The organism is Aquamicrobium lusatiense (assembly GCF_014201615.1).
Taxonomy (GTDB): Bacteria; Pseudomonadota; Alphaproteobacteria; order Rhizobiales; family Rhizobiaceae; genus Mesorhizobium; species Mesorhizobium lusatiense.
Map to the genome: position 1 here is coordinate 2,566,902 of NZ_JACHEU010000001.1, position 20,427 is coordinate 2,587,328.

Annotated in this window: 22 protein-coding genes; 8 read left to right on the forward strand and 14 right to left on the reverse strand. The window is 61.4% G+C overall.

Annotated features, from left to right (window positions below):
* Positions 1-173 precede the first annotated feature (173 nt).
* From HNR59_RS12345 to HNR59_RS12365, 5 genes are all read right to left on the reverse strand, one after another.
* Positions 174-485 (reverse strand): FtsB family cell division protein, encoded by a 312-nt coding sequence (locus tag HNR59_RS12345; RefSeq protein WP_183830544.1) that lies wholly within the window; start codon positions 483-485, stop codon positions 174-176.
* 147 nt (positions 486-632) lie between these two features.
* Positions 633-1,907, reverse strand: a complete 1,275-nt coding sequence (gene eno, locus HNR59_RS12350; protein WP_183830547.1) for a phosphopyruvate hydratase — start codon at positions 1,905-1,907, stop codon at positions 633-635.
* 214 nt (positions 1,908-2,121) lie between these two features.
* The gene (kdsA, locus tag HNR59_RS12355) at positions 2,122-2,967 is read right to left on the reverse strand and encodes a 3-deoxy-8-phosphooctulonate synthase (protein ID WP_183830550.1); all 846 of its coding nucleotides are present in this window, start codon (positions 2,965-2,967) and stop codon (positions 2,122-2,124) included.
* Entirely contained in the window at positions 2,964-3,854 is an 891-nt protein-coding gene (locus HNR59_RS12360) for a VOC family protein (protein WP_246374565.1), read from the reverse strand. The genes kdsA and HNR59_RS12360 overlap by 4 nt, the downstream gene beginning before the upstream one ends.
* A gap of 58 nt (positions 3,855-3,912) precedes the next feature.
* Positions 3,913-4,098 carry a hypothetical protein gene (locus HNR59_RS12365; RefSeq protein ID WP_183830553.1) on the reverse strand — a complete coding sequence of 62 codons (186 nt, stop codon included), beginning with the start codon at positions 4,096-4,098 and terminating at the stop codon, positions 3,913-3,915.
* Positions 4,099-4,448: 350 nt separating this feature from the next.
* Here HNR59_RS12365 and HNR59_RS12370 point away from each other — a divergent pair, with 350 nt between their 5' ends.
* Complete coding sequence (locus tag HNR59_RS12370) at positions 4,449-4,784, forward strand: hypothetical protein (RefSeq protein ID WP_246374687.1); 336 nt, start codon at positions 4,449-4,451, stop codon at positions 4,782-4,784.
* Between the two features lie 54 nt (positions 4,785-4,838).
* Here the strand turns inward: HNR59_RS12370 and HNR59_RS12375 are convergent, their stop codons facing one another.
* The 3 genes from HNR59_RS12375 to HNR59_RS12385 form a co-directional block, all read right to left on the reverse strand.
* Positions 4,839-6,410, reverse strand: a complete 1,572-nt coding sequence (locus HNR59_RS12375; protein WP_183830559.1) for a GMC family oxidoreductase — start codon at positions 6,408-6,410, stop codon at positions 4,839-4,841.
* A gap of 48 nt (positions 6,411-6,458) precedes the next feature.
* Complete coding sequence (locus HNR59_RS12380) at positions 6,459-6,989, reverse strand: twin-arginine translocation signal domain-containing protein (RefSeq protein WP_183830562.1); 531 nt, start codon at positions 6,987-6,989, stop codon at positions 6,459-6,461.
* 87 nt (positions 6,990-7,076) lie between these two features.
* On the reverse strand, positions 7,077-7,472 hold the full coding sequence (locus tag HNR59_RS12385) for a VOC family protein (protein WP_183830565.1): 396 nt from the start codon (positions 7,470-7,472) through the stop codon (positions 7,077-7,079).
* A gap of 239 nt (positions 7,473-7,711) precedes the next feature.
* On the opposite strand from HNR59_RS12385, the gene HNR59_RS12390 reads away from it, so the two are divergent.
* Positions 7,712-8,017, forward strand: coding sequence for a ribbon-helix-helix domain-containing protein (locus tag HNR59_RS12390; RefSeq protein WP_183830568.1), 306 nt, complete (start codon positions 7,712-7,714; stop codon positions 8,015-8,017).
* Between the two features lie 30 nt (positions 8,018-8,047).
* On the opposite strand, the gene cckA is transcribed toward HNR59_RS12390, so the two are convergent.
* Positions 8,048-10,645: a cell cycle histidine kinase CckA gene (gene cckA / locus HNR59_RS12395; RefSeq protein ID WP_183830584.1), complete on the reverse strand. Its 2,598-nt coding sequence runs from the start codon at positions 10,643-10,645 to the stop codon at positions 8,048-8,050.
* Between the two features lie 250 nt (positions 10,646-10,895).
* Here cckA and HNR59_RS12400 point away from each other — a divergent pair, with 250 nt between their 5' ends.
* Positions 10,896-11,591 carry a flagellar biosynthetic protein FliO gene (locus HNR59_RS12400; protein WP_183830588.1) on the forward strand — a complete coding sequence of 232 codons (696 nt, stop codon included), beginning with the start codon at positions 10,896-10,898 and terminating at the stop codon, positions 11,589-11,591.
* Between the two features lie 180 nt (positions 11,592-11,771).
* Here the strand turns inward: HNR59_RS12400 and dksA are convergent, their stop codons facing one another.
* Positions 11,772-12,188, reverse strand: coding sequence for an RNA polymerase-binding protein DksA (gene dksA / locus HNR59_RS12405; protein ID WP_183830602.1), 417 nt, complete (start codon positions 12,186-12,188; stop codon positions 11,772-11,774).
* A gap of 183 nt (positions 12,189-12,371) precedes the next feature.
* On the opposite strand from dksA, the gene HNR59_RS12410 reads away from it, so the two are divergent.
* The 4 genes from HNR59_RS12410 (at position 12,372) to HNR59_RS12425 (ending at position 16,252) form a co-directional block, all read left to right on the forward strand.
* Positions 12,372-12,875, forward strand: coding sequence for a histidine phosphatase family protein (locus HNR59_RS12410; RefSeq protein ID WP_183830605.1), 504 nt, complete (start codon positions 12,372-12,374; stop codon positions 12,873-12,875).
* 118 nt (positions 12,876-12,993) lie between these two features.
* Positions 12,994-14,469 carry a YcjX family GTP-binding protein gene (locus HNR59_RS12415; protein ID WP_183830608.1) on the forward strand — a complete coding sequence of 492 codons (1,476 nt, stop codon included), beginning with the start codon at positions 12,994-12,996 and terminating at the stop codon, positions 14,467-14,469.
* Entirely contained in the window at positions 14,466-15,554 is a 1,089-nt protein-coding gene (locus HNR59_RS12420; protein WP_183830611.1) for a YcjF family protein, read from the forward strand. Before HNR59_RS12415 ends, HNR59_RS12420 begins: the two co-directional genes overlap by 4 nt.
* Before the next feature lie 143 nt (positions 15,555-15,697).
* Positions 15,698-16,252 carry a hypothetical protein gene (locus HNR59_RS12425; RefSeq protein WP_183830614.1) on the forward strand — a complete coding sequence of 185 codons (555 nt, stop codon included), beginning with the start codon at positions 15,698-15,700 and terminating at the stop codon, positions 16,250-16,252.
* A 34-nt stretch (positions 16,253-16,286) separates the two neighbouring features.
* On the opposite strand, the gene HNR59_RS12430 is transcribed toward HNR59_RS12425, so the two are convergent.
* From HNR59_RS12430 to HNR59_RS12445, 4 genes are all read right to left on the reverse strand, one after another.
* On the reverse strand, positions 16,287-16,778 hold the full coding sequence (locus HNR59_RS12430; protein WP_183830618.1) for an Lrp/AsnC family transcriptional regulator: 492 nt from the start codon (positions 16,776-16,778) through the stop codon (positions 16,287-16,289).
* Between the two features lie 107 nt (positions 16,779-16,885).
* Positions 16,886-17,530: a uracil-DNA glycosylase family protein gene (locus HNR59_RS12435; RefSeq protein WP_183830621.1), complete on the reverse strand. Its 645-nt coding sequence runs from the start codon at positions 17,528-17,530 to the stop codon at positions 16,886-16,888.
* A gap of 2 nt (positions 17,531-17,532) precedes the next feature.
* On the reverse strand, positions 17,533-18,144 hold the full coding sequence (locus tag HNR59_RS12440; protein ID WP_183830624.1) for a glutathione S-transferase: 612 nt from the start codon (positions 18,142-18,144) through the stop codon (positions 17,533-17,535).
* Between the two features lie 57 nt (positions 18,145-18,201).
* Entirely contained in the window at positions 18,202-18,750 is a 549-nt protein-coding gene (locus HNR59_RS12445) for a thermonuclease family protein (protein ID WP_246374566.1), read from the reverse strand.
* A 145-nt stretch (positions 18,751-18,895) separates the two neighbouring features.
* Here HNR59_RS12445 and HNR59_RS12450 point away from each other — a divergent pair, with 145 nt between their 5' ends.
* A complete protein-coding gene (locus HNR59_RS12450) occupies positions 18,896-20,416 on the forward strand; it encodes a sensor histidine kinase (RefSeq protein WP_183830632.1) in 1,521 nt (506 codons plus the stop codon).
* The last annotated feature ends 11 nt before the right edge of the window (positions 20,417-20,427 follow it).

Here is a 20,427-nt window from a genome sequence, read left to right on the forward strand (position 1 = left end):
CCTGTAGGCGTCTCTTGTCGGACATGTGGGAGACTTGCCTCCCCACTGATCTTCAGGAAGCTATCATGCATATTTGCATTGCGCCATGCAGAAAACGCATGACTGACATGCAGCTAAGCGGTTATTTTCATTGAAATTTATAGTGATTAACCCGAATTCGGTTAACCGGCTTTTCAGCGCAGCATGATAATCACTTCGTCCGGACCGGACATATTGAGTGTCTTTCTGGCCAGCTCGTCCAGCATGTCTTTTTCCAGTGTGCCATCATGCAACAGGCGCACACGCTTCTCAAGCTCGCTGCGTTCAGCCCGCAATTTGTCGAGCTGCTCCTGCAGGCGCGCAGTCTGCACCTCGATGCGCTCGCGCGAGTTGATGCCATACTGACCATGATAGGTGTGGAAACCGAAATAGGCGACGCACGCCGCGCACAGGACGGGAATGATCAGCCGTCCGGTCTTTCTCTGCTTGTACTGACGCGTCCACATGGTTCGGCCCGGAATTCCTTTCCCTCCCTTGTCGCCGATTGTGCTTAATGGACAGTTACAGCCAGCCGGGTCGACAGGCCGTCAGATGCAAAAAGGGCGAGGTCTCCCCCGCCCTATCAATTCGACAATGGATACTGAGGAGGCCGATCAGCCCTTGAGGATCGACGTGCCTGCGTAACGTGCCTGACGGCCGAGCTGCTCCTCGATGCGGATGAGCTGGTTGTACTTGGCCGTACGGTCCGAGCGCGCCAGCGAGCCGGTCTTGATCTGCCCGCAATTGGTGGCGACGGCGAGATCGGAAATGGTGGAATCCTCGGTCTCACCCGAACGGTGCGACATGACGGCGGTGTAGGCTGCCTTGTGCGCGGTCTCGACCGCGTCCAGCGTTTCCGACAGCGTGCCGATCTGGTTGACCTTCACGAGGATCGAATTGCCGACACCCATGCGGATGCCGTCGCGCAAGCGGGCGGAATTGGTCACGAACAGGTCATCACCAACGAGCTGAACTTTCTTGCCGGTCAGTTCCGTGAGGTACTTCCAGCCTTCCCAGTCGTCCTCGGCCATGCCGTCCTCGATCGAGATGATCGGATAGTCGGCCGCAAGCTTGGCCAGATACTTGGCCTGCGCCCTGGGATCGCGGGTCTTCTTCTCGCCTTCGTAGACGTAGTTGCCGTCCTTGAAGAATTCGGTCGAAGCGCAGTCGAGCGCCAGCGCGATTTCCTCTCCGGGCTTGAACCCGGCCTTCTCGATGGAAGCCATGACGAAATCGAGTGCCGCCTGCGCGCTCTTCAGGTTCGGCGCGAAGCCGCCTTCGTCACCGACATTGGTGTTGTGGCCGGCGTCTTTCAGGCCCTTCCTGAGCGTGTGGAAGACTTCCGAACCCCAGCGCACAGCCTCGCGCACCGAGGACGCGCCGACCGGCATGATCATGAATTCCTGAAAATCGATCGGATTGTCGGCATGGGCGCCGCCATTGATGATGTTCATCATCGGCACCGGCAGCACATGCGCATTCACACCGCCGACATAGCGATAGAGCGGCAGGCCGGCGGACTCCGCCGCAGCCTTGGCAACCGCCAGCGAGACGCCGAGAATGGCGTTGGCGCCGAGACGGCTCTTGTTGGGTGTCCCGTCCAGCTCGATCATGGTGCGGTCGATGTGGATCTGCTCTTCGGCTTCGAGCCCGCCGATCGCCTCGAACAGCTCGCCATTGACGGCCTCGACCGCCTTTTCCACGCCCTTGCCGAGATAGCGCGGCCCGCCGTCACGAAGCTCGACAGCCTCATGTGCGCCGGTGGAAGCGCCGGAAGGCACGGCTGCGCGGCCCACGGAGCCATCTTCGAGCACGACATCGACTTCGACGGTCGGGTTGCCCCGGCTATCGAGAATCTCGCGGCCTACGACATCGACAATAGCGGTCATTCGAAATCCCCGTTCCGTCAGTTGAAAAGATGGGCCACGTCATAGCCAATCAGGGGGCCAAAAGGCAATCGCTTCCTTAAAGCATGCCGCCCGAAAGTGGAAAGCGGTTTCGGGATAACGACATGCGTAAAAACAAGAGACTAAAGCGTAAGGAGCGAATCTGAAAGATCGCGACACGCTTTAGCGTCAGCGGCCGCTTTCCTCGGAAAGCGGCTCACCCCTTGGCGATGCGGTCGAACGCCATCAGCTTTTCCAGCAGACGCGGCAGATCCTTCAGCGGCACCATGTTCGGACCGTCGGAGGGTGCATTGTCCGGGTCTTCATGCGTTTCGATGAACACACCCGCGACGCCGACAGCCACCGCCGCCCGCGCCAGCGTTTCCACGAAACGCCGCTCGCCGCCCGACGAGCCGCCCTGCCCGCCCGGCTGCTGCACGGAATGGGTAGCGTCGAAGATCACCGGCGCGCCAAGCTCGGCCATGATCGGCAGAGCGCGCATGTCCGAAACCAGCGTGTTGTAGCCGAAAGACGCGCCGCGCTCCGTAACCAGCACATTGGAATTGCCGGAAGCGACGATCTTGGCGACGACATTCTTCACATCCCACGGCGCGAGAAACTGCCCCTTCTTGACGTTCACGACCTTGCCGGTGTTCGCCGCCGCGATCAGCAGGTCGGTCTGGCGGCTGAGGAAAGCTGGTATCTGGAGAATATCGACGTGAGGGGCAACGATGGCGCACTGCTCTTCGGTGTGGACATCGGTCAGAACCGGCAGGCCGAATTCCTTGCGGATGTCGTCGAAGATCGGCAGCGCGGCTTCGAGACCGGCGCCACGCTTGCCGGAGAGCGACGTGCGGTTGGCCTTGTCGTAGCTGGTCTTGTAGACGAGGCCGATGCCAAGCTTTCCGGTCAGTTCCTTCAGCGCGCCGGCCATGTCGAAGGCGTGCTGCCGCGTCTCAAGCTGGCAGGGGCCGGCAATCAGCGCCAGCGGGGCGCTGTTGTCGAAGATTACGGTTCCGGCTTTCACGGCGCTGTTGGGCACCGCTTTATCGAGCGTGGTCATGCAGACTCCTGAAATATGAAAGTGGTGCCCTGCCCCGGTGCGGGTGCGACAACCACCTGACCCTCGCGAATGTCGTGATCGATGCCACGCGACACAAGCCCCCTCCGCAGCGCATCGATGTCACGCACGCAGAAAGCAACGGCTTCAAAGGACAAAACACCATGGCCGCGAGGCGCAAGGCCGGTCTTTTCTGCATATTGGCCGCTGGTGAGAACGCGTAGGCGCGCATTCGGCAGATCAGGCACCGCACCATCCGATGTGCCTGAAAGATCGTAACCCGCACTCAGCCGCAGAAAGCCCGCAGTCCCCGCCGGATCATCGCTTACAGCGATGATTTCGCAGATGCGTGTCGTGCCATTCTCATGCTGCTCAAGAGCCGATCGGTCGACCTTCGGTGAATTCACCCGCTGGCAGGTGAAAACGTAGGTTCCCTCCACGTCCGGCAAGGCGGCGAAGGCAAGACGGAAAGAAGCAGTATCGCTGCGCCCGGCGGCGTCTATGAAGGGCCTTGAGAAGTCCAGGCGGTCGCCGGCTGAAATCCCCGCTTCAACATAAGCCCGATGTTCATCATCGGCGTTATCACCTGCAAAGGCGACCGCTGAAAAGCCCTCAGTGCCAAAAGCCTGTCGATAGGAACGGTCGCGTGCGACAAACACGTTTCCGCTCTTCACCGCCACTTCAGCCGCGCACTCATCGACAACGACCAGCGGCTCGATAAAGGTTCCGTCCGCGAAATAGACGCAGCAATTGCCGGTTCCGAAGGGGTGAATGCCGCGAGGCGCCACCGTAAAGCCCAGCTGGTTCAACCGGGTTCGCGCCGTATCGAGATCGGCGGTCGGCAGCACAAGATGATCGAGGAGGCGCACCATCGCTGCGGTTTGCCCCATTCCGCTGGCGCGTTCAAGCAGGCAGGCAGAAAGAGCATCGATGAAACCGCAGAATTCTTTACGCCGCGCGGGCCTGTTTCAGCACTTCCTCATAGGTATCGAGATCGACGTAGAAGACGCGAATGATTTCCCGGATCAGTTCATCGTCCTCGTAACCCTGCGATTTCAATATGTTGATGGCCGTGAGTATGTCGAAACGGTCAGTCAGCCGCCGTTTCTGGTGGTCTTCGAGAAATCGCTCCATTCATTTCCCCTTGCCCGTTTGCCCAACCCCTTGGAACAACTCCCAGACACGGAAAGAAATTTAGGCAGAATGGCTTGCGCAGAGCTTGCAGGCGCCTTGGCGCCTTCCCAATTTCATTTCCGGCTGACGCGGAAACACGGCCGACTCACCATGACCAGCCAAAAGAATAACATGCAATTTGCCCTGCGCCATTCTTGTGCCGCCTTCTGGCCGTTACGCGATTTTGCAGATAATTATAATCATCCGGCACTGAGAAGCGGATATACTGCTCTGCACAGAACAAACTGGCGAACGGGATGAAGAGCTTTCGAGCCCTTGCAACGAGCTTTGCGGCGATTTTCACGGCGGTCATGCCTGCCGGCGCAGCGCAGCAACTGCCCGACGGCATCTATCATTGCGAGGTCTATCTGCTGGGGCAGTTCCTCAGCCTCGGCGACATCACGATCAGGGGCAATGTCTATAGCGGCCCGGCATATTTCCCGATCCCGCAGCAGGGCTACAACTACCAGATCGAGCGGAATGGCGAGATTTCCTGGCTGGGCCCGCTTGGCGGCTTCACCGCCGGCGGCAACAGCGTATCGCTGACACAGGTGACTTCGCTCGATCCGTCCTCGGCCTCGTTCGACATCATCATGCGTCAGCCGCATGGATCCTTCACCGCTTCGACCTGCACCATCACAAAATGATGAGAGGCCCCCGAACCGGCAACTGTTCGGGGGCCGGTCGCAATAATGAACGCTTCAGATGTTTTTTGCCGCCATTTCCCCGGCGATGTAGTCGGCCTGCCGGATCGCGAGCGTCACGATGGTCAGAGTCGGGTTCTCCGCGCCGCCGGTGGTGAACTGGCTGCCGTCCGACACGAACAGGTTCTGGATGTCGTGCGTCTGGCCGTGCTTGTTGACCACGCCATCCGACGCCTTTTCGCTCATGCGGTTGGTGCCGAGATTGTGGGTCGAGGGATAGGGCGGCGTCGGCATGGTGCGCGTCGCGCCCACGGCATCGTAGATCGCCGCGCCCTGCCTGTAGGCATGATTGCGCATGGCGATGTCGTTGGGATGGTCGGTGAACCAGACATCCGCCACCGGCATGCCGTACTGGTCCTTGAGGGTGGGATGCAGCCTGATGGCGTTCTGCTCCTGCGGCATGTCCTCGCCCACGATCCACATGCCGGCCAGATGGTCGTAGTGGTCGAGGGCCGTGGTGAAGCCCCTGCCCCAGCCGCCCGGATTGAGGAAGGCGGCCATGAACGGAATGCCGAGCGCAAGCGTTTCAAGTTCATAGCCGCCGACAAAGCCACGCGACGGATCATGGCGCGCTTCATCGCGGACGATGCCGGCCATGGTCGTGCCGCGATAGAAGTGCACCGGCTTGTCGAAAATGGCATAGACGGTGCCGGTGGTGTGACGCATGTAGTTCTTGCCGACCTGCCCCGAGGAGTTCGCCAGCCCGTCCGGGAATTTCGCCGAGGCTGAGTTAAGCAGCAGCCGCGGGCTTTCGATCGAGTTGCCGGCCACGCAGACGACGCGCGCCTTCTGTTCCTGCAACTTGCCGTCCTTGTCTGCGTAGACGACCCCGGTCACCTTGCCGCTGTCGTCATGCTCGATCCTGACGACATGGCTGTTCGGCCGCACTTCCAGCTTTCCGGTCTCTTCGCCCTTGGGGATTTCGGTGTAGAGCGTCGACCATTTCGCGCCCCATTTGCAGCCCTGGAAACAGAACCCGGTCTGCTGGCATGCCATGCGATCGTCCCGGAAGTCCGAATTGATGGCCATGTTGCCGGTGTGGCATTCCTTGTAGCCAAGCTTGTCCGCCCCGGCCTTCATGATCTTGAAGTTGTTGTTGCCGGGCAGCCCCTCAATGCCGTTGGTACGGGTCACGCCCATCTTGTCCTCGGCCTTTGCATAGTAGGGCTCGAGTTCGGCAAGCGTCAGCGGCCAGTCGAGAAGATTGGCACCCTCGACCTTGCCGTAATGGGTCAGCGTCCTGAACTCATGTTCCTGAAAGCGCAGCGAAGCACCGGCCCAGTGCGTGGTGGTGCCTCCCACCGCCTTGACGATCCAGGCAGGCAGGCCCGGAAAATCCTTTGCCACGCGCCATTCTCCCGATGCGGTGCGCGGATCGCCCCATGAGAGCTGGGCGAAGCTGTCCCATTCGTCGTTGATGAAGTCCTCATATTCGATACGGTTGCCGGCTTCGAGAATGACGACGTCGATGCCCTTCTGGGCAAGCTCGTTGCCGAGCGTTCCGCCGCCGGCGCCGGAGCCGATGATGACGACGACACTGTCGTCGTTGAGATCATAAGGTGCTGCCATGGTTTCCTCCCATGTATCCGTAGTCTGGCTGTGGAGATTTCGGAGGGGTCAGAGCCACTCGATGTCGTCGAAGCCGCGGTTGATGTAACCGCCCTTCGAGTAGGACTCGCCCTCGTAGCCGAAGATCGGCCACAGCTCTTTCTGATTGTAGAGACCCACCACCAGACCGCCGCGGATCGCCTGGAAGAAAGGCGTATCCTCGATCTGCCTGAGCACATCGACGCGCTCTTCTTCCCAGCCGAGCCCGCGATAGCCGGCTTCGCCGGCGCGCTTGTCGAGATCGGCAATGCCGTTTTCGATGAGATCCCTGTGCGCGGCATCCTTGCCGGCCTGCTCGTCATGGGTCTTCACGGCAATGGCGTAGAACCTGTCGGGCACCTGATCGTGCGGATAGATGTCACGCGCCATCTGGATCAGCGTGGCCATCGTCTCCGGCTTGAGCGCCGAGGTCTCCAGACCCCACGCATGCCGCGGGCTGATCACCGCGCTGCCGGTGACGACAAGCAGCGCCCCGACGCCACCGCGTTTGAGCAATTCGCGCCGCGAAAGGCCCTGCTTGCCCGTATATACCGTTACCATTTATTCCTCCCTTGCTTGCTGGAGCGCCTGAAAGACGCTGTGGCTGGCTCCGCACCTCCCGTGCGGTCTGACCTCCTGTGCTGTCGGTTACCTGAAGCGGCCTCCGCGCTGCAGCACCTCGATCTTGTATCCGTCCGGATCCTCGATGAAGAAGAACCGCGCCACGGGCGCGCCCGCATGGCTGAATTCGACGATATTCTTCGGGCTGAGGCCGAGAGCGCCCATCCGGTCATGCTCGCTGTCGAGATCGGCAACGGACACCGCCAGATGGCCATAGCCGTCGCCCAGCTGATAAGGCTCCGTGCGCCCCTTGTTGACGGTGAGCTCCAGCTCGAACTCCGTCTCCGCATTGGAGAGATAAATGAGCGTGAAAGTCTCGAAATCGAGCCTTTGCGCCACATCGAGCCCGAATGCCTTGTTGTAAAAGCTGACGGACCGGGTCTCGTCGAGAACCCGGATCATGCTGTGGATTGCCTTTGCCAAACTGTGCCGCGCCTTTCGTTCGCATCCGATCTTTCGCTGATTATGCAACCGGGCGGGCAAATAGGGTGGCAGTGGGTTACCACCGTTCACGAATGTAGAAGTGCGATTGCTGTTTGAGAATTTTGGACCCAGAATGGCGCGCTCAAGTCCAGAACTGTTCCTTCAGGAACAGGAGTTTCAGGCTCACGTCGCTTGCTGCTTGCTGAAAGCGGCGTGAGCAGAATGACAGGGAGGCTGATATGTGCAGAGTTTTTGCAGAACAGGACCCGGAGGGCTATCGCCCCATCAACAGGTCGATCCGCATCGGCGGACATTCGACCAGCATCCAGATCGAAGCGACGTTCTGGGCATTGCTGGACGAAATCGCCGAAAGCCAGGGGCTGACGACGCCGAAATTCATCTCGAAGCTGTATGACGAGGCGCTTGAGCTTCGTGGAGAAGTGCCAAATTTCGCCTCGATGCTGCGCACCACCTGCGCGCTCTATCTGCGCGGTTCCAGACCGATGGCCGAGGAAGTGGCCGCCCTGAAGCGCGAGGCGGCATAGTCTGCCGCCTCTTCAGGAACGCTGAGAAATTCAGCCTTCCAGCACTTCCTTGACCACAGTGGCCAGCTGCTTGAGGGAGAAGGGCTTCGGCAGGAAGCCGAATTGTGCATCCTCGGGCAGGTTTTTGGCGAACGCGTCCTCGGCATAGCCCGACACGAACACGAACCTGATATCGGGCTGACGCTTGCGCAGTTCGCCCAGAAGGGTCGGCCCGTCCATTTCCGGCATGACAACATCGGAGACGACGATGTCCACCTTGCCGTCCAGCTCTTCGAACAGTTCCAGCGCCTCGACCCCTGAGGAAGCCTCGTGCACGGTGTAGCCGCGCGAGGTCAGCGCCCTCACCCCGCCCATGCGCACCGCGTCCTCGTCCTCGACCAGCAGAACCGTCGCCGAACCGGAAAGGTCTCTCGCGGCATCTGCCTTCGCCTGAACCGCAGCAGCAGGAGCTTCCGCTCCGCCAGCGATCGCTTTCTGGTCCGCGCCGGCCGCGGGCTGCGCAGCAATGACCGGAACGTGACGCGGCAGGAAGATGCGGAAGGTGGTGCCCTTGCCCACTTCCGAATCGCAGAAGATGAAGCCGCCGGTCTGCTTGATGATGCCGTAGACCATGGAAAGGCCGAGACCCGTGCCCTTGCCGACCTCCTTGGTGGTGAAGAAAGGCTCAAAAATCTTCTTCAGCACCTCTGCGGGAATGCCGCTGCCGTTGTCCTCGACCTCGACCAGCACATAATCGCCGGCTTCCAGTTCGCGATACGGGAAGGTCTTCGCCTCATCGGTCGTCACATTGCGGGTGCGAACCGTGAGCTCGCCACCTTCGGGCATGGCGTCGCGGGCATTCACCGCCAGATTGACGACCACCTGCTCGAACTGGCCGATATCCACCTTCACGGGCCACAGATCGCGCCCATGATCGATGCGCAGCTTGATGTCGTTGCCGACCAGACGGGCCAGAAGCATGCGCAGATCGGCAAGAACGTCGGTCAGCGTCAGCACCTCCGGCCGCAGCGTCTGCTTGCGCGAGAAGGCCAGCAACTGCCGCACCAGCGAGGCCGCGCGGTTGGCGTTCTGCTTGATGTTCATGATGTCCGGGAAGGACGGATCGGACGGCCGGTGATTGGTCAGCAGCAGGTCCGAAGCCATGATGATGGCAGTGAGCACGTTGTTGAAGTCATGCGCGATGCCGCCGGCAAGCTGGCCGACCGCCTGCATCTTCTGGCTCTGGGCCATCTGCGCTTCAAGCGCCTTCTGCTCGGTCGTTTCCACCGCATAGACGATCGCCGCTTCCTCGGCCCCGTCGCCATCGGCAACCGCATTCACATAGAAGCGGATGTGACGCTCTTCATTGTCGGGCAGAACCGTGTCGATCGGCGCAATGTCGGCTTGCCTCTGGCGGGCCTTCTCAAGCGCCGTCTCGAACGCCGGCCGGTCGCGCTCATGGATGACCGCATCGAGGCGCACCCGTCGGTCCAGCGCATCGCGATCCACCGCCGAGGCGAACAGCGACAGGAACGGCGCATTGGTGCGCAGGATACGTCCCGCCTGATCGACGCCGGCAATGGCCATAGGCGTGGAGTTGAAGAAGCGTGTGAAACGCACCTCCGAAGCCCGCAGATCGGCGGACGAATCCTCGCCTTCCGTGCGGTTGAGCACGATGGTGCGCGCCGGGCCGGCATGTCCGTCGCGATTGACGGTGGCGCGATGCAGGAAGCGTACGGGCAGCGCCTCGCCCTTCATCGTCGTCAGATCAAGGTCGATCACCGCGTTGCGAACCGTACCGGGATCAGGACGTACCGAGCGCACCAGCGCCATGCCGTCGCCGGCCACGATGTCGGAGAGTGTTACCACGCCCGGCGTAAAGCTCGCCAGATCGATGCCCAGCCATTCCGCCAGAGTGGCGTTCACATAGGTGACGCGGCCATCCTGATCGGTTGAGAAGAAACCGGCCGGCGCATTATCGAGATGGTCGATGGCCTTTTGCAGGTCGAGGAAGAAGCGCTCCTGCTCTTCGCGCTCACGGGAAATGTCGGCCAGCTTCCAGGCATTGAACGGCTGACGCTGGCCGGGGATGCGGAACGCGCGCGCTTCGATACGATACCACCGCGCGCCGACTTCGGCGCCGGGACGAATAGCTTGGCTGAGGCGAAACTCGCCATCGCCATGCTGGCCATCCCGCAGACCGCCGGCCAGCCGATAGATGACGGAAGAAGCTTCGGGCGCATCCGACAGCAGGCTTTCAACGGTTCTGATATCGGCAGCCGAGGCCGCTCCGGTCATCTCGGCATAGGCACGGTTGGCGTAGATGATGCGGTTTTTCGCATCAGTGACAACGAGGCCCTGCGCCATCGAATCCACGAAGGCCTTGGAAAGCTCGTCCCCGGTCGAGCGCGGGGCGATCTGGATGAAACCGATCGCCGTCGCGAACAGGAAACCGACGCCGATCATCGCCAGCACGCCGAGCATGCCGAGTAGGAACGGATCGCCAAAGCGTTCCCGAAACAGCCCGAACACAACTGCCGAGACGATCAGGATGAGGATGAAGATGATAAGCCGCGTTACCGTTCCGGGCCGTGTATCCTGATCTATCATCGGCACCGGATAGAAATCGCCGCGCGCGTCCTTGGCCATTTGCCCCCTGCTTACGATTCCTGCCCTGTTCCGATCCGGGCGGTTGAATCATATTCTCCTTGCCCGGAAAAGGCCAAAGGGGCAACTCTCTGCGTAAAATGCCCCCCGAACGTGAAAACTCCTTCGCAAATGCCGGTCCCCACGTTGATAAACCGGGCTGGCAACTTGCGGTGGCGCATCACTGCGTTCTACTGTCATGTTTGATTTCTTTGGCCATCCTTCCGTCTTGGCCACACTTCCGGGGGTGCCGATGCCTGATTTTCTCGATAGCGCTGGCGGAAACGGATATGGCGCCGCCATTTTCTGGGTTCTGGTTGCGCTGGCCGCGTTTGTGGCTGTGCTGTTCATCGTGAAGATGATCCGCAGCATGAACTTCGGAACCTTCGTTGCAGGCGGGCGCAACCGCAAGACGCGTCTCGCCGTCATGGACGCCACCGCCGTGGACAGCCACAGGCGGCTGGTTCTGGTTCGCCGCGACGATGTCGAGCACCTGATTCTCATCGGTGGGCCGACCGATGTGGTGGTCGAGCGCGACATCAGGCTGGCCAGCGCAAAACGCACAACGCCAGTGGCGGAGCCGGCCTTCACGCCCCAGCCGCCAAAAGCTGCTCCGCCACCTCAGCCCGTGCAGCAACGCCAGCCAGTTGCTCCCCAGCCGCAGGTTTCAGCACCTGCGCGTCCGGCGGCCCCCCCGCCACAACCACGGCCATCGGAAAACACCTATGTGGCACCGCAAGTGGCTGCCGCCGCACCACCCCGGCCGGCTCCGACGGCTCAGCACCCCCAGCAGCATCGGCATTCAGTGGAAGACGCGCTCGACGCTTCGCTTGTGGACGAACTCACACTTTCTCTCGGTGAACCAGCCGTCGAGCCCCCACAAAGGCTCCAGACTCCCGATGATGAAATGTCGCGGCTTCTCGGTGAACTGTCAACCACCAGGCGCTGACGCATGTCGCCCGAAACTGGGAACCGCTTTCAGGATAACGACGTGCGCAGGAACGGGAACTTAGCTTCGTAAGGAGCGCATCTGAAGGATCGCGACAGCGCGTTGAGATCGGGCACATAACCACAGAATCAAAAAGGCCGCCTCACGGGCGGCCTTTTTGCTATCAGAGAAGAGGTATTATCAATCGTCCCGATAAACCTTCTCGCGACGCTCATGACGTTCCTGCGCCTCGATGGACAAGGTCGCGATAGGACGCGCATCCAGCCGCTTCAGCGAAATCGGCTCGCCTGTTTCTTCACAATAGCCGTAAGTGCCCTCTTCGATCCGCTGCAGTGCCGAATCGATCTTCGATATCAGCTTGCGCTGGCGGTCGCGTGCCCTGAGCTCGATGGCACGATCGGTTTCCGAGGAGGCCCTGTCCGCCAGATCAGGAAGGTTTGCGTTTTCCTGCTGGAGAATCTCAAGGGTCTCCCGTGCCTCTCGCAGGATATCATTTTTCCATGCGATCAGCTTGCCGCGGAAATAAGACTTCTGCCGGTCATTCATGAACGGCTCGTCTTCGGAGGGTACGTAATCGGCAGTAAGGTTTTGATTCATTCGACTCACCCGACAGCCCCAAGAATTGGCGCCTATATATTCACCTAAACTGCCCCGCACAAGCCTGTACTCACCTCATCACACGAACGTATAATCCTGTTGCTGTGCGGCATGGGCCAGAGGCGTTGCGCTCGCTGCCGTCAAACGATAATCCTTCTAAGGCAGGTACAGGCGGGAGGGCTGGTGGCCAAACTCTATCTCCTCAGGCACGCAAAGGCGGGCTGGGCTCAGCCCGGAATGTGCGATTTCGATCGTCCGCTGGATGCCGCAGGCCGCGAGGAAGCCGCCATGACCGGCGACGTGATGCGCAAATGCGGCTACCTGCCGGACCTCACCCTGTGCTCGAAGGCACGCAGGGCTCAGGAAACTCTGGAAGGCATCGCCGGCAGCCTCGATACCAGCCGGGTCATTCTTCTGGAAGCGCTCTATACGGAAGATGCTGCTTTCTACCTTGAAACCGTGCGCGCCTACGGCCACTTCGGCTCGATTCTCGTCATCGGCCATAATCCCATGATGGAAGACCTGACCCTGGCCATATCCGGCGATGGAGAACCGGGAGCGCTCGATACGCTGAACCACGGCTTTCCAACGGCTGGTCTTGCCGTCCTGAAGTTTGAAGGCAATCTGGAGGAGGCTGGTCCCGGCAAAGGCTATCTTCAGGCATTTCTGACACCCGTCAGCGTCTGAGCCTATTACAAAGCCCCGACCGGCACCCTATATCGACCCTGAAATCAGGCTTTCATACGCGCTCGCAATCCTGAATAATTCATGATTTCAGCTAGATAGACGAGTTTTAGGAACCGAATTGGCATCTTCGCTGACGACATTCACGGATGAAGCGCGCATCGCGCTCGACACGCTCTCCGGCCGCGCGACCGGGCTTTTTGCTCCCACACTGCGTCTTGGCGTCACCGGCTTGTCACGCGCCGGCAAGACCGTCTTTATTTCCTCCCTCGTTCACAATCTGCTGCATGGCGGACGCCTGCCGCTGTTCGAGGCGCAGAAGTCCGGCCGCATCGCCCGCGCCTTTCTGGAGGAGCAGCCGGACGATGCCGTACCGCGTTTCCAGTACGAGGATCACATCGCAACGCTGGTCAACGATCGGCTGTGGCCGGATTCGACACGTGCCATTTCGGAGCTCAGGCTGACGATCGAATATGAATCCGCTTCCGGCTGGAGCCGCATGTTCTCGGCCGGAAAGCTGTCGCTCGACATTGTGGACTATCCCGGCGAGTGGCTGCTCGACCTGCCGCTGCTCGGCAAGTCCTACGCGGACTTTTCCCGCGAAGCGTTTGAAATGGCGGAGCTTCCGGTGCGTGCGGATCTTTCGCGGGAGTGGCGCGATCTTTCCGCATCCGTCGATCCGGATGCGGCGTCCGATGAAGTTACCGCCCGCCGCCTGTCGGAAAGCTTCGCGGCCTATCTGAAGGCGTGCAAGCTCGACGACCGCGCCCTGTCCACGCTGCCGCCCGGCCGCTTCCTGATGCCGGGCGACCTCGAAGGCTCGCCCGCGCTCACCTTCGCCCCGCTGATGCCGGGCGACGAGCGCCGCGCAAAACCGGGGTATCTGCGCGCCATGATGGAGCGACGCTACGAGGCTTATAAAACCCATGTGGTGCGGCCGTTCTTCCGCGAGCACATCACCCGGCTCGACCGCCAGATCGTTCTCATCGATGCCTTGCAGGCGCTCAATGCCGGGCCCGGCGCAATGGCGGATCTGGAGCGCGCGGTAACGGAGATTCTGGCCTGCTTCCGGCCCGGCCGCGGCAATATCCTGACCGATCTGGTGTCGCGGCGCATCGACCGCATCCTGATTGCCGCCACCAAGGCCGACCATCTGCACCACGAAAGCCACGACCGGCTGCAGGCGATCGTGCGGCGTCTGGCGGATCGCGCCATAGCCCGCGCCAATTTCACCGGCGCCAATGTCGACGTCGTCGCCATGGCAGCCATCCGCGCCACGCGCGAGGGTACGGTCAAGCAGGGTCGCGACACGCTGCCCGTCATTCTCGGCACACCGCTGGCCGGGGAAACGATCGGCGGCCAGATCTTCGACGGCGAAGCGGAAACAGCCATATTTCCCGGTGACTTGCCGGAGAAAGTTGATTCCGTTTTTGAAACCGTTAACGGCCATCGTCAGGACGAAACCGACCCTGCCATCCGCTTTGTCCGCTTTCGCCCGCCAAGGCTTGAACGCACCGCCGAGGGCGTCACCCTCTCCCTGCCCCATATCAGGCTCGATCGCGCCCTGCAGTTCCTGATCGGAGACCGGCTGGCATGAGCAACGAACCCCGCAAGCCCTCCGCCTTCCCCGTCGCGCCTGAACCGTCCAGCAAAGCCGCAGAGGAGACCCAGCATCCCGCTCAGCCGCCGCGCAGGCCGCGCGCCGCACCGGTCGAAGTCGCTGTCGCCGTGCCGGACGGTCACGACATCTTCGAGACACCGGATGAAGCCGCGATGGTGCCGCCGCCCGCCACAGCGCCACGCAGGCGCTCCGTGGCGGCGCGAATTCTGGCAGGGGCTGCCGGATTGCTTGTATCGCTTGCCATTGGCCTGTGGATCGACGGGCTGATCCGCTCGCTGTTCGAGCGTGCACCGTGGCTCGGCTGGCTGGCGGCACTTGCAGCCGCGATTGGCGCCGTAGCGCTCATCATCGTCCTCGCACGCGAATTCATGGCCATCGCCCGCCTCGCGGAGGTGGAAAAGATACAGAAGCGCGCGCAGGACGCCATTGACCGCAACGACCCCAAAGCTGCCCGCGCCGTGGTGGCCGAACTGTCCTCCTTTGTCGCGGCAAGACCGGAAACGGCGGCCGGCCGCCGTGCTCTGGACGAACTGGATGGCGAGATCATCGACAGCGCCGACCTCATACGCATTGCGGAAACCGAAATCCTCGCACCGCTGGATGCTCGTGCGAAAATCATGATCCTCGACGCAGCCAAGCGCGTCTCGCTGGTCACGGCGGTAAGCCCGCGCGCCGTTGTCGACATCGCCTATGTTGCCTTCGAGGCGGCACGGCTGATCCGCAGGCTTTCGGAGCTCTATGGTGGACGACCCGGCACGCTCGGCTTCTTCCGCCTTGCGCGCGGCGTGCTCGCGCATCTGGCCATCACCGGCTCAATCGCGCTGGGTGACGGCTTCGTGCAGCAGATACTGGGCCACGGTGTGGCCGCACGGCTGTCGGCGAAGCTTGGCGAAGGTGTCGTCAACGGCATGCTGACAGCGCGCATCGGCCTGGCCGCCATGGACACCACGCGCCCCCTGCCGTTTCATGCGTTGAGGCGGCCGGGAATGGGCGATTTCCTCTCCGCCCTCACCTCATTCGCCGGCAAGGGCAACGGCACGGAAAAGTCTCCTTCGGCCTGAGACGCATCAGGGATCGGGACGCTTTACAAATGACAGCGCTGGCGAAAATTCGAATTCTCGGGCATATGGTGAGAAACCATTAACCATTCTTGTTCATGGTTCGGACAAGGTTCCTCTCAGTATTTCGTTGCCGGGTATCCTCGATGAAAAGCGTAATCGTGTCTTCCATGCTGCCGCTGGCGCTCGCCATTTCGGCAACCGCAATTCTCCCGGCAACCGCCTCCGCCGGAGAACGCGACAAGCAGTTCTTCCAGTCGGTCGAGGGCAAATGGGTCGGGCCCGGCGAAATCGTCGCAGGCAAATATAAGGGCACCAAGTTCACCTGCACATTCACCGGCTCGTCGCCCGAGGTGAAGGTCGGCATGACGCTCGACGGCTCCTGCCGCGTCGGCGTCTTCACGCAGCAGATGACGGCCACCGTCGAACACAAGGGCCGCACCGGCTACAAGGGCACCTTCATGGGCGGTGCCGCCGGCGAAGGGCTCGACATCATAGCCGGCAATGTCGTTGACCCCCGCAAGGTCGTCTTCGCCATCAACCGCAAGGAACTCAACGGCGTGATGCAGGCCCGCATCCCCGACGATCAGTCAATGATCGTCACCGTATCGGTGAAAGTCGACAAGCAGGTGGTGCCGGTTATCGGCGTCAACCTCAAGCGTATCGAAGGCGCTCCGGTCGGCAAGCTCGCCAAGAACTGACGTGCCTGCCCCGGTTTCAACGGTGTTGGGCGCATCAGCCCGCGCTGGATCCTGATTCCTTGTCCAGAACCATGTAGTCGAGCGGCAGCTCGGTCGTGTTCTTGATCTGCTCCATGGCGAAAGCCGATGACACGTCCCGGATTTCGATCTTGGCGATCAGGCGCTTGTAGAACGCGTCATAAGCCGCAATATCCGGCACCACCACGCGAAGCAGGTAGTCGACATCGCCGCTCATGCGGTAGAATTCGACCACCTCCGGAAACTCCTGAATCACCTCGGAAAACCGGCGCAGCCATTCGTGGCTGTGGGAATTGGTGCGGATCGAGACGAAAACATTCACCCGCACATTCACCCGCACCGGGTCCAGAATGGCCACGCGGCGCTTGATGACCCCTTCTTCCTCCAGCTTCTGGATACGGCGCCAGCACGGCGTCGTGGAAAGGCCAACCTTCTTGGCGACGTCGGCGACGGCCAGGGTGGCATCCTCCTGCAAGAGGCGCAAAATTTTTCGGTCGAGGCGGTCCATGGGCGCTCCTTGTAGAAAAGTTGCCCAATTTTTAGTGATTATGACCCGCCGCACAAGAAAGAAATTCCGTCATACTGGCAAATTGCGAGTGATAAATTCTCAAAAACTTATTCGAGCCGGCGTCTGATTTCCGCCTGCAGAAAAGGCAGCAATTCGGTTTCAAACCATGTATTGCGCTTCAGCCAGCCGGTGTTGCGCCATGAAGGATGCGGCAAGGGCAGCACTTTGACCGGGCTTTGCGCCTCCCAGATTCCGCGCCAGCCCTTCACCGTATCGGTCAGCGAACCCTGTCGCAAAGAGCCCATATGCCACTTCTGCGCATAGAGGCCGATGGTGAGGATCAGGTCGAGTTGGGGCATTCGCTCCATGAGCTGGCCACGCCACGCAGGCGCGCATTCGCGCCGGGGCGGCAGGTCGCCGCCTTTCGCATCCTGCCCCGGAAAGCAGAAGCCCATGGGCACGATTGCGAACCTGGACGGATCGTAGAACTCGGCGCTGCTGACGCCCAGCCACGAGCGCAGCCGGTCGCCCGAGGCATCCGTGAACGGCACGCCGCTCAGGTGAACCCTGGTGCCCGGCGCCTGGCTGGCGATGAGGATGCGCGCCGTCGGGGACGGCACCAGAACCGGGCGCGGTTCATGCGGCAGGGGCCGCCCCAGCGGCGCCTCGACGCATATGCGGCAGGCGCGCACCCGTGCCGTCAGCGTGGCAAGCTCGTCACCGGCTTCGCGGCGTGCCACGCTTGCGCCCATGATCAGGCGGCAGCACTCGGACGGGCCGAAACGGCCTCATACCAGCGCCGTACATGGACGCAGTCATCCGGCAGGGCGATGCGGGCCGGTTTCATGAAATCGATCGCTATCAGGCCGGTGATGTCGGCAATCGTATAGGCATCGCCGGCAATGAATTCGCGATTGGCGAGTTCACCGTCAAGGAAATGCAGGAATTTCGTCACCTTCGGCTTGTTCGCCTCGCCCCATTCCGGAATCTGGGGAACCTCCCACTCCTTCATGGCCGGATGGATATGGCGGAAGGCATGCGCCACCCGCATGAACAGTTCCAGTTCCACGCGCCTTTGCCACATCTCCACCAGAGCCCTGCCAACAGCGCCCTCCCCGAACAGCGGCTGCGCGGGCTGGATCTCCTCGAAATAGCGGCAGATGGCGACGGTTTCGGTGAGGATCGTACCGTCATCCAGTTCCAGAACCGGCAGGCTCTGCAGCGGATTTCGTCCACTCACCTCTGCACTTCGATGCTCCATCGCGCCCATGTCGACAGGCACGATAGGCACCTCGATGCCCTTTTCGGCCAGAAAAACCCGCACCCTGCGCGGATTGGGCGCCCGCCCGCCATCGAACAGTTTCATCTTTCTCTCCCTGCTCCCGAAATGCACAGCGGACACCGCCGCTATATAGGGTTGCGCTCACCAGAAACGAAATATTTCCCGCAGCCAGTCGCCGACCGCGGCGAGACTGTCATGAGCCGGCTCGACCCGTCCGCCCTGACGGTCGCGCCATTGCCGGGGCTTTTCAAACTCGCCCGCCCAGAGGCCGAGCTTTGCCGAACGGGCCTTCGCCTCCTCGCGCTCGAAATCGCCATAGGCGACGGCCCATCCCTGCGCGACCATCTCGCGGTTCAGATCCACGCCATCGGCCGAACAATCGCCAAGAAGACGCCCGTACTGATCGTTTCGCCACCCCGTGCACGCGACGGTCCTGCGATCGGTCATCCGCAGCAGCGCCTCGCGCGATTGCCGTCCGCAGGCATAGTCATGGCCGCCCCTCTTGCACATCTGCTTGTATTCGGGGGCATCGATGCCGCGCAGGCGCACGCGCAAACCATCCAGTTCGATAGAATCGCCGTCGACGATGCGGGCCGCACCCTGCTCGGTGCGCGTATTTGCCTGATCCAGCCGCGACGCCATGAATGCAAGAATTCCAAACAGCAGAATGGTCAGCCCATAGTCGAGCATGCGCCTCGCCGGACTGCGCGAGCGCGGATTTCGATAACGGCTTCCGTTGCGGGAACGCGATCTGCTCATATGGCAAACAAAGTCTTAAGCATTCGATCGTAGCGTGTTGGCAGACCATGCTGGCCGCATAGATTGAACCCATAGAATGCCGTTGCAACGCTCAACAACAGCGGACAAGAATATTGTGGACCGCCGCCAACCGCATCGCAACAGCGATGTGGCCCGCGCTGTCCGCAAAACCCGCGACCGTCTGGCGCAACAGGCCGGCAATCCCGATTTCGACCGCGAAATGCTGAAGCTGCATGCGCACTCCATGCTCAGCGGCGCATTTTTCATACCGGCACTCATTCTGCTTGTCTCCGTGGCTGGTCTGGCAGCGGGCATGGGCCTGGAAATGCTGCTCTGGGGCGCGCTGGCGCTGGCGTGCCTCAGCCCCCTGCTGATCCTGTCCCGACGCTACAATGCAACCGATGCCGCCCTTATCGACCCCGGAGCCGCCACGCGCAACTATCTGATCGCGCATGTGATCTCCGGCATGGGCTGGGCGGTTTTCGGCCTGATGGGCTGCGCCGCCTGCACGCTCGACCAGTTCCATGTCGTCAAGGCGGTGACGCTGCTTCTTGCCATGGCTGCCACGGCCATTCTCACGTCGTCCATCAGCGGCGCGCTCATCGCCACATTCGCCCTGCCCGTTCTGGCCTACGCCTGGGGCGCGACATGGCCGGCCTCGCCGGTGGAAGTGATGATGCTGGCGCTGCTGATCATCGCCCTTCCGTTCCTGTCCTATGTGGCCAGTCACCTGAAACATTCGTCGGTCATGATGCTGTCGTTTCGGTCTCAAAAGGATGAGCTGATCGCCGAACTGGAAACGGCCAAGGCCATGTCGGACGAAGCCCGACACCGCGCCGAGGAAGCAAACCTCGCCAAGTCACGGTTTCTGGCTTCGATGAGCCACGAGCTTCGCACGCCACTGAATGCCATTCTGGGCTTCTCCGAAGTCATGGCCAATGAGGTCCTGGGACCCGTCGGCAACAAGAACTACCGCGAATATGCCGGCGACATTCACGATTCAGGCCAGCATCTGCTGAACCTGATCAACGAGATTCTCGATCTGTCCCGCATCGAGGCCGGCCGTTATCAGCTTCAGGAAGAAGCCGTTACCCTGACGATGCTGGCGGAAGACACCTGCCACATGATGGAACTCAGAGCCCGCAACAAGGGCATTCGTATCGTGCAGCAGTTCGAGCCGACGCTGCCGCGCCTCTACGCGGACGAGCGCGCGATCCGCCAGATCCTGCTCAATCTTCTCTCCAACGCCATCAAGTTCACGTCGAGCGGTGGGGAAGTTCGCGTGCGCGTTGGCTGGACCGCCGGTGGCGGCCAGTACATTTCGGTGAAGGACAACGGCCCGGGCATCCCGCAGGACGAGATTCCCGTCGTACTGTCCGCGTTCGGTCAGGGCACCATAGCGATCAAGAGCGCCGAACAGGGCACCGGCCTCGGGCTGCCCATCGTGCAGGGCCTCGTTGCCATGCATGGCGGCGAGTTCGAGCTGCACTCGAAACTGCGCGAAGGCACGGAAGCCATCGTCATCTTCCCGCCTTCCCGCGTCATGGAAGAGCTTCCGGCGATGCCCACGAAGGTGGCAGCCAATGCCGGCTGGTAGGGCCGACTGAC